At 53.1% G+C, this 13737-nt stretch carries 16 protein-coding genes and 3 pseudogenes; 9 read left to right on the forward strand and 10 right to left on the reverse strand.

Annotated elements, in window-relative coordinates:
• Positions 1 to 55: 55 nt before the first annotated feature.
• From BSF40_RS09300 to BSF40_RS09320, 5 genes and pseudogenes are all read right to left on the reverse strand, one after another.
• A pseudogene (locus tag BSF40_RS09300) lies at positions 56 to 208 on the reverse strand (Na+/H+ antiporter NhaA); the annotation flags it as partial.
• 174 nt (positions 209 to 382) lie between these two features.
• On the reverse strand, positions 383 to 856 hold the full coding sequence (locus BSF40_RS09305) for a DoxX family protein (protein ID WP_095964898.1): 474 nt from the start codon (positions 854 to 856) through the stop codon (positions 383 to 385).
• A 21-nt stretch (positions 857 to 877) separates the two neighbouring features.
• Positions 878 to 1642 (reverse strand): DNA-binding domain-containing protein, encoded by a 765-nt coding sequence (locus tag BSF40_RS09310; protein ID WP_095964899.1) that lies wholly within the window; start codon positions 1640 to 1642, stop codon positions 878 to 880.
• On the reverse strand, positions 1639 to 2493 hold the full coding sequence (locus BSF40_RS09315; protein ID WP_095964900.1) for a DUF692 domain-containing protein: 855 nt from the start codon (positions 2491 to 2493) through the stop codon (positions 1639 to 1641). The genes BSF40_RS09310 and BSF40_RS09315 overlap by 4 nt, the downstream gene beginning before the upstream one ends.
• A gap of 27 nt (positions 2494 to 2520) precedes the next feature.
• The gene (locus BSF40_RS09320; protein ID WP_095964901.1) at positions 2521 to 2793 is read right to left on the reverse strand and encodes a DUF2282 domain-containing protein; all 273 of its coding nucleotides are present in this window, start codon (positions 2791 to 2793) and stop codon (positions 2521 to 2523) included.
• 249 nt (positions 2794 to 3042) lie between these two features.
• Here BSF40_RS09320 and BSF40_RS09325 point away from each other — a divergent pair, with 249 nt between their 5' ends.
• Complete coding sequence (locus BSF40_RS09325) at positions 3043 to 3615, forward strand: sigma-70 family RNA polymerase sigma factor (protein WP_095964902.1); 573 nt, start codon at positions 3043 to 3045, stop codon at positions 3613 to 3615.
• Positions 3612 to 4253 (forward strand): DUF1109 domain-containing protein, encoded by a 642-nt coding sequence (locus BSF40_RS09330; protein ID WP_095964903.1) that lies wholly within the window; start codon positions 3612 to 3614, stop codon positions 4251 to 4253. The genes BSF40_RS09325 and BSF40_RS09330 overlap by 4 nt, the downstream gene beginning before the upstream one ends.
• Positions 4254 to 4539: 286 nt before the next feature.
• Here the strand turns inward: BSF40_RS09330 and BSF40_RS09335 are convergent, their stop codons facing one another.
• Positions 4540 to 4743 (reverse strand): hypothetical protein, encoded by a 204-nt coding sequence (locus BSF40_RS09335; RefSeq protein ID WP_095964904.1) that lies wholly within the window; start codon positions 4741 to 4743, stop codon positions 4540 to 4542.
• A gap of 55 nt (positions 4744 to 4798) precedes the next feature.
• Complete coding sequence (locus BSF40_RS09340) at positions 4799 to 5044, reverse strand: hypothetical protein (RefSeq protein ID WP_095964905.1); 246 nt, start codon at positions 5042 to 5044, stop codon at positions 4799 to 4801.
• Positions 5045 to 5431: 387 nt separating this feature from the next.
• Here BSF40_RS09340 and BSF40_RS09345 point away from each other — a divergent pair.
• Positions 5432 to 6640, forward strand: a pseudogene (locus BSF40_RS09345) (TrkH family potassium uptake protein); the annotation flags it as partial.
• A gap of 133 nt (positions 6641 to 6773) precedes the next feature.
• On the forward strand, positions 6774 to 8144 hold the full coding sequence (locus tag BSF40_RS09350) for a class I SAM-dependent methyltransferase (RefSeq protein ID WP_218195149.1): 1371 nt from the start codon (positions 6774 to 6776) through the stop codon (positions 8142 to 8144).
• Between the two features lie 51 nt (positions 8145 to 8195).
• On the opposite strand, the gene BSF40_RS09355 is transcribed toward BSF40_RS09350, so the two are convergent.
• Positions 8196 to 8828, reverse strand: coding sequence for a trimeric intracellular cation channel family protein (locus BSF40_RS09355; RefSeq protein ID WP_095964906.1), 633 nt, complete (start codon positions 8826 to 8828; stop codon positions 8196 to 8198).
• A gap of 122 nt (positions 8829 to 8950) precedes the next feature.
• Between BSF40_RS09355 and BSF40_RS09360 the strand changes: the two genes are divergently transcribed.
• Both BSF40_RS09360 and BSF40_RS09365 read left to right on the forward strand, forming a co-directional pair.
• Complete coding sequence (locus tag BSF40_RS09360) at positions 8951 to 10243, forward strand: malate dehydrogenase (RefSeq protein ID WP_095964907.1); 1293 nt, start codon at positions 8951 to 8953, stop codon at positions 10241 to 10243.
• 85 nt (positions 10244 to 10328) lie between these two features.
• Positions 10329 to 10514, forward strand: coding sequence for a ribbon-helix-helix protein, CopG family (locus BSF40_RS09365; RefSeq protein WP_077185744.1), 186 nt, complete (start codon positions 10329 to 10331; stop codon positions 10512 to 10514).
• Between the two features lie 69 nt (positions 10515 to 10583).
• On the opposite strand, the gene BSF40_RS09370 is transcribed toward BSF40_RS09365, so the two are convergent.
• Complete coding sequence (locus BSF40_RS09370) at positions 10584 to 12239, reverse strand: SulP family inorganic anion transporter (RefSeq protein ID WP_095964908.1); 1656 nt, start codon at positions 12237 to 12239, stop codon at positions 10584 to 10586.
• Positions 12240 to 12379: 140 nt separating this feature from the next.
• Here BSF40_RS09370 and BSF40_RS09375 point away from each other — a divergent pair, with 140 nt between their 5' ends.
• The 3 genes from BSF40_RS09375 to BSF40_RS33485 all read left to right on the forward strand — a co-directional run bounded on the left by BSF40_RS09375 (position 12380) and on the right by BSF40_RS33485 (position 13142).
• Entirely contained in the window at positions 12380 to 12610 is a 231-nt protein-coding gene (locus tag BSF40_RS09375; RefSeq protein WP_095964909.1) for a hypothetical protein, read from the forward strand.
• Positions 12611 to 12634: 24 nt separating this feature from the next.
• A complete protein-coding gene (locus BSF40_RS31730; RefSeq protein WP_141249720.1) occupies positions 12635 to 12823 on the forward strand; it encodes a hypothetical protein in 189 nt (62 codons plus the stop codon).
• A gap of 199 nt (positions 12824 to 13022) precedes the next feature.
• Positions 13023 to 13142: a transposase gene (locus BSF40_RS33485; RefSeq protein ID WP_141249721.1), complete on the forward strand. Its 120-nt coding sequence runs from the start codon at positions 13023 to 13025 to the stop codon at positions 13140 to 13142.
• On the opposite strand, the pseudogene BSF40_RS09380 reads toward BSF40_RS33485, so the two are convergent.
• Positions 13143 to 13730 (reverse strand): annotated as a pseudogene (locus BSF40_RS09380) (IS66 family transposase); the annotation flags it as partial.
• Positions 13731 to 13737: the final 7 nt, after the last annotated feature.

Here is a 13737-nt window from a genome sequence, read left to right on the forward strand (position 1 = left end):
CAGCCATTGCGTCGTTGGGTTTGCACAGTTGGATATTTATATAAGGCATGTACCCTTAGAACTCCGTCTTCCCCCAGATCAATCCGATGATTGCCGCTATAGCTGACGCGGCGAGCACACTGAGTTTTGCCGCAGACAGTAGCGTAGGATCAGGAAATGCCAACGACGCAATGAAAATAGACATGGTGAACGCACCCAGCCCGATGATGGTAGCTTACGAGCGGGATGCAACTCTCCCCAGCAAAGAACCTTCTGACGACTAAAGCACTTCATCGAAGGACGATTCGGGGCTGCTCTGGTAGCCGGTTATCTGTCCGAAATACCTGGTTGGGCCTGAGCACGTAATCCTCCCGTCAGACAGTGCGAGGCACGCGCCAAAGCATCATTTGATGCCGAGCGGGCGATCCAGCGACATTGCACCCCCACCACGGGCGACGATGAGAAGTAATAGGCCCGCCCAGGAAAGGTGTGTAGGCCAGGCATCAGGGTAGACAAATACTTGGATTACAAACGTCATACCCAGTAACGCGAATGCTGATAGTCGTGAGAACAGGCCCAGCACAAGAAGCAGTGAAAACAAATGTTCACTGTAGGTAGCGAGGTGCGCGGCCAGTTCCGCAGAGATAAATGGCAGTGAGTATTCTGTGCGAAACAGCTCAAAGGTACTGGGCGTGATCGTCAAAAAACCACTGACTTTGGTGCGTCCTGACATCAAGAAAATGGCCGCGATGGATAGGCGAGCAACCAGCACCAATAGCGAGTCACCAATCATTAAGCCAAGTCGGTCTGCAATGCGGTTCCACATGCCTCGCAAAGATTTGTCGGCTGTTGACGAAGTATTTCGTATCACGTCCATGATGTCTCCGTTGGTTAATCTTCAGAGAGAGCTGTGGGTGTTTACAGCGACGAACGCGTCGGCACTGAACAAGCGGGCAATGAGGTCTGCCAGATCTAAATCAGACTGAACCTCAAGGGCTTTTTCTGCAGCCAGTTCAAGCGGCAGGTATGCCGCGCAGGCGTCTAGAAACGTGCAATCCGCAGCACTGGCGGCTTCCCAACAAACCCGGCCTTGCTTGCGCGTCAGAAGCGCTCCTTCGCCGCGCCAGTCGAGTTCGTCAGGCATGTCCCGCTGTTCGCGATTGAAGCGCCAGATGGTGTAGGCCGGGTGGTCTGGGAACCAAGCCCAACGGGAAGCGGCCTTCGGTGTGAGTCCGTTGCGGGCCAAGTCCTTTTGGGACATGTTCGCAAATAAACTCGGATCAATGTCGGGCTCATCTTTGGCGCAATGGACTTGTATCCAAAGCAGATCCAGGCGGCCAATGTCGCCCAGATAAGGCATTTCTCGCGCATGTCCAAAAGCGTCGAGAAAATCCGGGAAATCAGCGCCGTAGTGCAGCAGTCGGGAATCCGTCGGTGGCGACTGCCGGGCATAGATCGCAGCAGCGGCCTTAAGCCACTCTGTCCCGACCAAACGCTCGATGGTGGGAAAGTTCGCGAGCAATGCGTCCGTGGATCCTTTCAAGACAGTATTGCGGTACACCAAAAAACCGGGCTGTTCGATTAGTGCAGTCATTCCAGTCGAATTTCGCTCATATAACGCATCGACGAATGCATCCTGAAAGCTTGCGAGTGAGGTGTTCATATCGTCACTTCCGATGGTCGCCTCTTACCGATGTTCAACAGCGTCTGTGCTCTGTCTCGTTCAGCCAGCAAGACATCGAACCCTGGGATATTGTCGTCGCGCTCGATCAAGGTCGGGCGCATGCCGATCCGTTCGATAACGCGTTGATACAGCAACCAGACCTCGTCAGCGATGGGGGCATCGTGAGTATCTATTAGCAACCGCGTATCTCCCGGATCCACTGCATGGCCTGCCAAATGGATTTCCACAATCGCCTTGGCCGGGAAGGTATCCAGATACATCGACGCATCGAAGCCCAAGTTATGCGCGCTGATGTGGACGTTATTGATATCCAGCAGCAACCCACAGCCAGTTCTCGCGCTCAGCTCGGTCAAAAAGTCGAGTTCGCTGAATTCATGACCATCCAGGCATAGGTAATGGGTGGGGTTTTCAATGGCAATAGGACGTCTTAGGGCGTCTTGTGTCCGTTGGATATTGCTTACGATGCGCTGCAATGCCTCAACCGTGCGAGGGAATGGCAAAAGGTCAGGATGATACTGACCACGCCATGCTGACCAAGCTAGGTGCTCGGAAATCAACGCAGGCTGAACGTGATCTGCCAGCGCTTTCAGGCGCTTCAAATGGTTTTCGTCCGGCGGACAATCGGCAGCCAGTGAAAGTGAAACGCCGTGCAGCGACAGCGGGTGTTGATTCCCAATTGCCTCCAGCCATGCGAGACGGGGGCCACCACCTACCATGTAGTTTTCCGGATGAACTTCGAACCAGAGCCCCTCAGCCGTACAGTCAAGCGCATCTGAGTAATGATTCGGTTTCAGGCCGAGCCCGGCCCCCATCTGGCGTGCAGTTTTCATGGTTGGTGTGCCCCCGTGGTATTACGATTACTTGGGTGCGAGAGTACCCATGCCTTTTGGAGTTTTGATGGAGGTACAAGTACCCGCAGGGACGTTTTTCCAGGCATTAGGCTGGTAGTCCACTTTGGCGGTGCCTGCGCAGGTGGTACCGGCACCCGCCTTGCAGTCGTTCTTGCCCGCTAGGGCAACGCCGTAACATTTCTCCATAGCGCCTGCGGCAGCAGGAGTCTCTGCAGCCATAGCACCTGCAGCGAATGTAGAGAAGGCGACAGCAAGGGTGGCAAGCTTGAGATTGTTCATGGTTGTGTCTCCAGATGATGGGGGGTGGTCGTCGCATCAGCGCTTGAGTACCGTGCTTGCGATCCAAAAAGTAATTCGATGGTTTTTCACTTCCGGTTACAGCGACTGCAAAATGTTTTTCAAACCTACAAAATTTGATTCGCTTGTTACCTTATGCCGGTAACCGCATGTTAGATCTGCTGCTCGTCACTAACGCCGGCATCATGCAGGAGCGAGATATTTTTACTTTTCGTGTAACTAGAGCGAGCGATGGAACGAACTACACATAACGATGTGTTGCGCAGTCGAGAGCTCCACCTTCAGGCTCTGTTTATCGCAGGTCTGGACGGAGATGAGGGGTCTTATCGAACGTTTTTATCGGAGTTAAGTGGTCATCTTCGTGGTTTTTTACGCTCGAGAGTTCAGCAGCGACCTGGTGAAGTCGAGGATTTGCTGCAAGAGGTTTTGCTGGCCGTTCATAATGCGCGCCAGACTTATCGGATAGACCAACCGCTGACGGCGTGGGTTTTTGCCATTGCGCGTTACAAGCTCATCGACTTTTTCCGAGGGAGGTCACGTCATGACGTGTTCAACGATTCCCTCGACGATGCGGCAGAACTATTTGCCGAGCCACATCTTGAACCTGCGCAGGCCAGTCGCGACCTAGGCAGGTTGCTTCAGCAGCTACCTGAACGTCAGCGTCTACCTATCGTGCACGTAAAAATAGAAGGGCTGTCTGTTACTGAAACCGCTCAAATGACGGGGTTATCTGAGTCTGCGGTGAAGATAGGGATACACCGAGGGCTTAAAGCACTGGCGTTAAGAGTTAGAGGTGCACGATGAATACTGATGATTTTATTTCCCTGCTCGCGTCGGGTGTGACCCCGGTTGACCGCAGGACGCCTGCTAAGCGATTCAGCGGCGCGGTTCTGGCCGGCCTCTTGGGCGCCACTTTGCTGGTAATAGCAATAATGGGCATTCGACCAGACTTGGGCCAGGTCATGGCTACACCGATTTTTTGGGCTAAGATCGCCTTTCCGCTCTGTCTGATGATTGGTACGCTGAGCATGGTAATGAGGCTGGCTAGACCTGGAATAGCCTCGGGCCCCGGAAAAAATCTGATTTTCGCCGCAGTCGCTTCGGTGTGGGTAGGATCGATCTATGTACTCTTGGTGGCCCCACCGGATGATCGCCTTGCGATCATCCTCGGTGAAACCTGGAGAGTATGCGCACGCAACATAACCTTGCTGTCGATTCCGGGGTTTATCGCTGTGTTTTGGGCGCTACGCGGTCTCGCGCCAACCAACCTGACGCTCTCAGGAGCCTGTGGCGGACTGCTAGCAGGCTCAATGGCAACGATTGCTTACTCCCTTGGCTGCCCCGAGATGCAGATACCATTTTGGGGAGTGTGGTACTTGTTGGGCATGCTGGTGCCGACGGTACTAGGCGCATTACTCGGTCGACGCTGGCTGCGCTGGTAGCAGATCGTGGGCATCACCCATGCTGGCGGTCAGAAATATCTACCGACACCATCACTTCAGGCGATGCGTGATACCGAACGCATATTGAGATCAAGCAGATGAGCTAGCTGAACAATCATGATCCATGCCTGATACTGCTTTGTAAGCGATCTGCTTTGGGCCACTCAAAACAGCGGCTGGCAGAGGGCGTTGGTAAGGAACGCGCCCTAGTTTATCGCTCAGTTGCTTCTCGATTGCGCTGTAGAGAACTCGATCGTTAACAGAATACGCGAGAACCTAATTGAGGTTAGTCATCACCCTTAAGGTCGCCGTATCCACCGGGCAGCTCCATCCACTCATCCAGAGCTGCAATCTGTCTCGCAACAGCGGCATCCCAATCAGGGCCTACAGCCATATTTTTTTTCATCATGTCATTGATGACCGCTGTCGCCCTTTGATACTCATGATGTATTTCCAAAGCTTTAGCTAGAAACTCTTCTTGCCGACTCATAGGGTCTCCTGACGATCAGGGGAAAATTCGCTACGTTCAACACTAGCTGAAATTTTCAGTCCTCCAATGGCCCGTAGCTATCTGCGGCTCGATCATCCAGACAAGGCATAGGGTTCGTTTCTGATTCAGAAAGAAAGGCAGCCCATGCCTCGTATGCCTGTTTCTGTCGTTCGGCAGCTTCACTCCACGGATCGCCAGTGATTTTCCGTGCTGATACCAGCATCATCATGTGATTCGTAGCAGCGTCCAGTTCCAGCAAAAGATGGTGAGACTTTAAGCGGAAATCATCGATATTGATCATGAAGTGATAGCTCCAAGATAGGACTGGCTCGGCACGAGGAGCCGCTATCCCTATGGGTCAGTGTGGCACCAAGCCATAGACTTTGTGCGTTAGGAGGACAATTGGTAATTCTTAAAGCAACTGGCGACTAACCGATTCTTTGGCGGCGGTCATCGCCTTCACCAAGCCGATCTGATAGTTGGGTCAACACGTGATTAAATCATTAGTGGTACTGGAGAGTCCCCGAAGAACCACACCACCTGCGAGCGCTTGCCGCGAGACTTAGCCGATCTGTTTCATCGACCGATTGAATCCGGCTAGCTGCCCGTAAATTTTTTACGCAAAATTTACGGGTTGTTGAGGTTAAGCATTCGATACTGCGCGGCGCTAATTTGGCAGATTAATTTTATGTCCCTCGCAGCAATGCGGCTCATCGGCTTCATCTTAGGTGTTTTTCTGATTACGCTGGCCGTTAGCATGGTCATCCCCATGATCACACTGGTGGCCTATGAGCGCAGCGACGACCTATCGGCCTTTCTTTGGTCGAGTTTGATTACCTTCATCTGCGGTCTCTTGTTGATCGTGCGGGGGCGTCCAGAAACTACTCAGCTTCGTCCGAGGGACATGTACCTGCTGACGACTGGCAGTTGGGTCGTTGTGTGCACCTTCGCTGCGTTGCCAATGGTGCTTATCAGCCACATCAGTTACACCGACGCCTTCTTTGAAACCATGTCCGGTATAACAACCACTGGCTCAACTGTCCTGAGCGGTTTGGATACTGCTTCACCAGGATTGTTGATGTGGCGCTCCATGCTGCATTGGTTGGGAGGCATCGGTTTTATCGGCATGGCTGTGGCGATCCTTCCACTGTTGCGAGTAGGCGGCATGCGTCTGTTCCAGACAGAGTCCTCAGACTGGTCGGAGAAAGTGACGCCGCGCTCCCATATTGCAGCCAAGTACATCCTTTTGCTTTATCTGGGACTCACTGGAGTCGGAGCTCTGGCGCTCTGGATCGCCGGCATGACGCCATTTGAAGCAGTCAATCATGCAATGTCCTTGATCTCTACTGGGGGATTCTCGACTTCGGACGCCTCACTTGGGCATTGGACGCAACCCGCGATTCACTGGGTGGCGGTGATTATCATGATTCTGGGTAGCCTACCCTTTACGTTGTATGTCGCGACATTACGCGGTCACCGCCGGGCGCAACTCAAGGATCACCAGGTACGAGGATTTGTTGGCTTCTTGATCCTTACTTGGTTGGCAGTGGGTACGTGGTTGTGTTTTCACAGCGATTACGGATGGTGGGATGCGTTTCGTATCGTGGCGGTCAATGTGACCTCGGTCGTCACGACCACAGGAGTTGCGGTTGGTGATTACACTCTTTGGGGCAGCTTTGCTGTCTTGCTGTTTTTCTATTTGACCTTCGTCGGTGGATGTTCAGGCTCAACGGCAGGCGGTCTCAAAATTTTCCGTTTTCAGGTTGCGGCCGCTCTACTTGTCAGTAGTTTGAAGCAGTTGATCCATCCTCGAGCCGTGATTCAAAAGAAGTACAACGGTCATCCCATTGATGAGGAAATTTTGCGCTCGCTTTTGACCTTCTCATTTTTCTTCTCCTATAGTCATCTAGGTCAAATCTGACGTCAGTCATCGGTCGCGCATCAACACCGTGCACGCGAAAGAATGCAGTCACGCCGTACGATCAATACTGGCGGTGTGCCTCGTCATTACGCGCAAAAAGGATCTCATCGTGACTCACAACGAGGGACAGAGTGATCAAGCAGCAATGGCCGCTTCTGACCTGCTCGAGCTGCTTTTTCGTGCCTATCGCGGCGGCATCAGCGTACGGTTGTGGAACGGTACAAGCATGCGACTCGGTAAAGCCGCGGAACAAGCGCTTCCCCCATTCACCCTGATATTTCGTAGCCCACAAGCAGTACTGAACTTGGCAATCGGGCGAGCCCCTCTGCGCTGGATTGATGCCTATCTTCGTGAAGACATCGATATCGACGGCGATCTGTTCAGCGCCTTGGCACTGAAAGATCACCTGGGGAACCTGAGCATTCGCGGTCTCGATCGACTTGAAGCGATTACCGCGGCGCTGCGCTTAAAACTGGTGATCCTTAGCAGTAAGCCAGCTCGTCACCATCACCCGAGGCTCCCTTCACGTCGAGTTAGCATACGGTCCCGAACCGCCAATCTAGAGACCATCGCCTTTCACCACACTTTGCCGAGCGCTTTCTACAGGTTATGGCTGGATGAGTCGATGGTCTATTCCTGCGCCTACTTCAAGCGCATCGACGACGAACTGGAACAAGCGCAGCAGCAAAAGCTGCACCTGATCTGCCGCAAACTAATGCTCAAGCGCCGCGATCATCTGCTTGATATCGGTTGTGGTTGGGGAGCACTGATCATTTATGCCGCACGTAATTTTGGTGTACGCGCCCATGGCATAACCACCAACCAGCAACAGATGGACATTACACGAGAAAAAATTTGCGAAGCGGGCCTACAGGATCTGGTCACCGTCGAGGTCGCTGACTACCACACTCACCCGGGCGAAGAAATTTACGACAAGGTGACCAGCCTCGGCATGTTTGAGCATGTCGGCCTGGAGAATCTGCCACGGTATTTCACGGCCGTGTATCGACTCTTGAAACCCGGCGGTCTTTTCCTCAATCAGGGGATTACTCACGATGTGCATGGGTGGAAAGAAACTTTGTCCACCCTGTTCATCGATCACTACATTTTCCCCGAAGGCCAGCTCGATACCGTCAGCCATATCCAGCAGGCGATGGAGCATTGTCTATTCGAAATCGCCGACGTCGAAGCGCTACGCCACCATTACGCACTGACGCTCAAGCGTTGGGTTGAGCGGCTCGAGGCGAACAAGGATCAGGTGTTGGGATTAGTCAGCAAGGTCACCTACCGCACATGGCGTCTGTATATGACGGCGTGCGCACTCGAGTTCGAAGCTGGTGACCTGGGGGCCTACCAGATAATATCGAGTAAACGTGCAGGTAGCTTTTTAGCCCTTCCCTTGACGCGCAATCATCTAATGGCGAGGGGAAAAAAAAGGCTGCAGGAGCAGCCTCAAGGATGGGGGGGCAGAGATGACTAGCATCACTGGTGTTTTCTTATAAGGCGTAGCTTTGTCGGCCAACCAACAAGATCAATCGACTACATGGAACCTTGGTAGCATCCATTTCCAACGAATGGCGGCAATACGGCTGACAAAAACGAACGCAATGGCAATTGCAGACGCTACTTCAAGTGAAATCTGCAAATCCAGCAGCGTGATGTAGGCGACGGCACCCAAAATACTGATGGATGCATAAACCTCACGTCTAAACACCAACGGTATTTCGTTACACAACACATCACGCATCACACCCCCAGCGACTGCGGTAGCTACACCCATGATCACTGCGATGCTGGGAGGGAGGTTTTGCTGAAGAGCCATATCTGTTCCTGTGACCGTAAATACAGCCAATCCAAATGCATCGGCTACCAACAACACCCTCTCGTTGAAGGTTTTCAAGGTCTTCGCCCAAATCATGGTTCCCAGCGAAGCACTAACCCCTACCAAAAAGCCATTCTCATTGGAAACCCACTCGATCGGATAATGAGCCATCAGTACGTCACGCAAGGCACCGCCGCCTAAAGCGGTGACTAAACTGATGGTGATTACGCCAAACCAGTCCAACGATTTTCGCCCTGCCATTAGGGTGCCTGTCACTGCGAAGGCTGCAACGCCTAACAACTCACAGTAATAGATCACCCAACCAGCGTGGTAAGCCTTCATCTACGTAACCAGCCTGTACTGCAAATGGGAAAAGCCCTTGAAATGAGGCTCCTTCAAAGGCACACATCAGGGTCTAATTACATTATCATAGTATTATAATAAATGTACAATCGAGGCGTGGGATGAAGACAGGACCAAAAAACACAGCGGCGTATCGTCATGAGGATTTTGCTCTTGGAAAAACCACCGTCGAATCAAGCGTGCGGGTCGAAACGGTCGGCGATCTGGCAATGGCGTATAGCCCAGGGGGGGCACAGCCTTGCTTGGCAATCGCGAAAAATCCGGATGACGCTTACCGCTTTACGGGTAAAGGCAATCTCGTCGCAATCATTTCCGACGGCTCGTCAATTCTGCATCTAGGCAACCTGGGGTCTCTTGCCAGCAAGCCGGTGATGGAGGGAAAGGCGCTCCTGTTTAGACGCCTGGCCAAGATCAACGCGGTAGATATCCAGGTCAACACCAGCGAATCGGCAGCATTCATTGATACGGTCGTTCGCATTGCCGACACCTTCGGTGGCGTACATCTGGATGGCATGGCTGAGTCTCAGAGCCGGGAGATCGAACAAGCGCTGATCGCTCGGTGCGACATCCCGGTGTTCTCAGATGAACCACACGGAATGGCAATCGTTGTGGTGGCCAGCCTGCTGACGGCATTAAAAGTTCAGGGCAAAAAACTTAAAGACGTCAGAATCGTCTGCGGCCTGCACGGGCGTGCGGCGGTCGAGTGTGTGAGATTGCTACTGAACTTGGGAGCCCACAAATCTCGCATTGTCGTAACAACCGGCTGTGTACGCACGATCGCGCAGTTGGGGCAAACTGTTCAGAACGGACTCACACAGCACTCGCCCGCGGCCATGAAGGGATCTGACGTTTTTATTGGTATTGCCGATCCAGACTGGTTAACACCGGAGGCCATTCTGTCGATGGCAAGCAACCCCATCGTGTTTGCCTACGCGGGCCCCTTTCAAGCGATTTTGCCTTGGCAGGCTCGTGAAATTCGGACGGATTTAATTCTCGCCACCGACAGCTTCGATCATCCAAATGAGTTAGCCAACTGCTTGGCTTCGCCCTTCGTCTTCCGAGGAGCCTTGGACGTTAGAGCGCGATGTATAAATGAAGCCATGAAGATTGCTGCGATCCGTGCTTTGCACCTGCTCGCTTTGCAACCGGTGCCGTTAGACGTACTGCGAACCTACAACGTCGACAGGCTGGTGCTGGGAAAGGATTACATTGTTCCCAAGCCTTTGGATGGGCGCTTGCACTCGGTGGTTGCCGGCGCAGTGGCCAGGGCGGCGATTGATTCGGGAGAGGCCAGGATCAGTTTTCCTGCCCATTACCCGTCTATCTATCCCTTCTTTTACCCGTTTCTGGTTGACGTACCGTCGCCACTTTTTGATCACGGTCAATCTAGCTAGCTGTAACGAACCTAACCGGTGACAAATAACCCTCTGCCTATTATAATTTGATTATCATCGAACGTTTTAGGGTACCGGTAATTCCATGGAAAATAAGACTGCACGATTAACTGTGCTCATTGATCCCGTCAAGAAAAAAGCACTTGAGGAGCTTTGTGCGTCTCAGGATCTGACGCCTTCTCAGGTCGTTCGTCAGCTTATTCGGGACTACCTGGAGACGCATGGCGTGTCCTACTCGACCAAAAGCAGAATTGCAGCCAATGGTAAGTGATTCGTCTGCGCATGGGCGGGCACGACGAATGCCTGCTCATCGCTCCTTCTTAGCCTACTGCACCCCATCTCAGCCTTGGGTCTTGTCGATCTCGACATAACTGCCCAGTGCGCCACTGAAGTCGGCATGATAATGCTCTGAGCCGAGCGCCTGAAGAATCCCTGCCCTGTCGAGCTTGCCGAGGACTTTCTCGTTGGCTTCACACAACTTCACGACGATACTGCGCTTGCGCAGCTGCTCAATGACTTCGAGCAGCGTTTGTAAGCCCGTGATATCCATGAACGGCACTCGCTTTAGTCGAATAATCAAAGTCCCAGGATCGGTGTGTGTTTGAGCCAAAACGCGCTCAAAGGTTTCTGCTGCGCCAAAGAAGAGAGGCCCCTCAATGGTGTAAACCAAAATACCGGGGGGAAGATGTACATGCCCATTCATACGCAACTCTACCTCCAACTCTTTTTCAACCATTAGCTGAATCTCCACAGAAGACGCCATCCGACGCATAAATTGCAGCATGGCGAGAATGACCCCAATGTTCACCGCAATCGCCAGATCACTGAAAACGGTCAAGCTAAAGGTAATTAACAGAATGGCAACGTCGGCTTTGGGGGCCCGTTTGACCATGCGTTTGAAGTGCTTCAATTCGCTCATGTTGTACGCAACCACGAATAAGATTGCAGCCAACGCACACAGTGGGATGTCAGAAGCCAAAGGCGCCAAGAAGAAGATCAGTAAGATCAAAGTGACGGCGTGTGCAAAACCTGCGATGGGACTGTTGCCACCATTGCGGATATTGGTCGCTGTACGAGCGATCGCGCCTGTCGCAGCAAAGCCACCAAACAGAGGAGTGACCAGGTTAGCAATGCCTTGTCCGACTAACTCCTGATTGGAGTCATGTTTGGTGCCGGCCATCCCGTCGGCGACAACAGCCGATAGCAGCGATTCAATCGCCCCCAGCATCGCGATCGCAAACGCCGGGCCAATCAACTCAATGACCTGAGGTAGTGTTATTTCAGGAAGGCCAATTTTGGGCAGTCCTTGGGGAATGCCCCCAAAGGCACTCCCGATTGTGGCCACGCCATCGAATTGAAAATAGGAATGCAGCGCCGTCACAACAACCATCGCAATCAGAGGACCAGGAACACGCCTTACGCCTGGTAGCTTCGGGGCGAGTATCACCAAAGTCAGGCTCAAGACCGCTAAAAGGGTCGTAGGCACATGAAGGCTGGGCAGCGCCTGGATGAGGTGCCATAGACGCTCGTGGAAATGCTCACCACTGATTTTCGGCAGGCCCAAAAAGTCTTTCCATTGCCCGACCCAAATGATCACCCCGATGCCAGCGGTGAATCCCACGATCACGGGGTCAGGAATGAACTTAATGAGTGCGCCAAGCTTGGTGATACCAAGCAGTAATAAAATGGCCCCGGCCATCATTGTCGCGATCTGCAAGCCATCCACACCGTACTTGGCTGTCACGCTGGCCAAAATGACGATGAATGCCCCGGTGGGGCCGGCAATCTGAAGCCGGCTTCCGCCGAACAGCGAAACCAACAGGCCGCCCACAATAGCCGTGTAGACCCCTTGTTCCGGTTTGACGCCTGAGGCGATGGCAAATGCCATGGCCAAGGGCAGCGCCACGACGCCGACGATGACCCCTGAGACGATATTTCGAAGCCAATGCTCGCGCCCTAACAAGCCCGCTTTCCAAGCTTCTCGTATCGCAATCATGACTAGCCTCGCTCTCGTGGCGTGTGCATACTATTTACACTTAGTGATAATAGTAAAGCAATTGACCTAGCCTCGGTACGACACCAACGACGCTGTAGATTCGGTGCTCAGAGAGCTAATCCCTATGTCCGGAGGCCCGCATGAAACGCGAAGACGTCAAAACCAAACACGGTGAAGGCATGCATTTCGATACGCATGTGATAGCCAACCCGGCCAACACGCACGAGTGGATCATTCTTTTCAAAAAGGATGCAGGAAGAAGCTATTTTCTGGTCAATGACAATGAGGAGATTGAGTCCTTTGGACGCGTCGATGATGTGATCCATGAGCTTCGCGAGCTGGGCATCAAGTCTGCTGAAGTTCATTTCTAATCGTTGCACTCAGGAAGTTTGATCATGTCAGTAACGATTGATCATCTATCCGGTCAAGACGAGGAGCTTTGGTCTGTCTGTTTCGGTAGCCGCCGCATTCACTTTCGTAACCAGCAAGGGGCCAAGGACTATGCGGCGACGCTGAAAGAAAGGATCGAAGCACCGCATACCTTTCCGCGAATTCACCATGCCTCTCCCAACCCGGACCACTGATCAACACTAAACTGGATTTTTCCTCCATTGGATAGCCTTGAAGTCTGACGAACGAGGAGCAGAACGCTAAACCTCTTGATAAAAGGCATCCAAGTCGTAACCGTCCGGCCAACTCACCTTCCTGACCCCGACGCCAAAGGCGACGGTGTCCACCTAATTTAAGTGGACACCATTTCTAGCCTTTTAAGCGGGTCTTTCCATGCAGTCACAACGCCGTTCCTATTCAAAATCCTTCAAGGCCCAAGTTGTCCAAGAGTACGCCCAGCCCGGCGCATCGATTGCCAGCGTCGTATGCGTCCGGGCATCACGCCTTGCGTGATTAGACCGGCTGCCAATTATGCGGCAGCAACTGATCGATCTCACTCGCCCGCTGCGTCGGCAGGCGCGTGAGAACATCCTTCAGATACGCGTACGGATCATGCCCATTGAGTCGTGCCGACTGGATCAAACTCATGATCGCCGCCGCTCGTTTGCCGCTGCGTAGCGATCCTGCGAAGAGCCAGTTCTTGCGTCCAAGCGCCCACGGCCGGATCTGGTTCTCCGCCCAATTATTATCAATAGGTACGGCCCCGTCATCGAGGTAGCGCGACAGTGCTGCCCAGCGTTTCAAGCTGTAATCCAGTGCTCTGCAAATAGCCGAACCTTCAGGCACGAGGTCGCGCTGGGCGATCATCCAGGCGTGTAGTGTCTTCATCACCGGGACGGCTTTTTCTTGCCGTATTCGGCGCCGTAAATCCGGCTCCAGATCGCGGACTTCGCTCTCGATTTCGTAAAGCAACTGGATGTAGCGCAGGGCCTGCTCGGCGAGCATGCTCTTGTTGGTGGCGTGCAATTCGAAGAACTTGCGCCGGGCATGGGCCATGCAGCCGATCTCGGTCACACCGAGTTCGAAACTGGCCTTGTAGCCGCCATTA

Source organism: Pseudomonas sp. ACN5 (assembly GCF_002303975.1).
GTDB lineage: Bacteria > Pseudomonadota > Gammaproteobacteria > Pseudomonadales > Pseudomonadaceae > Aquipseudomonas > Aquipseudomonas laurylsulfatiphila.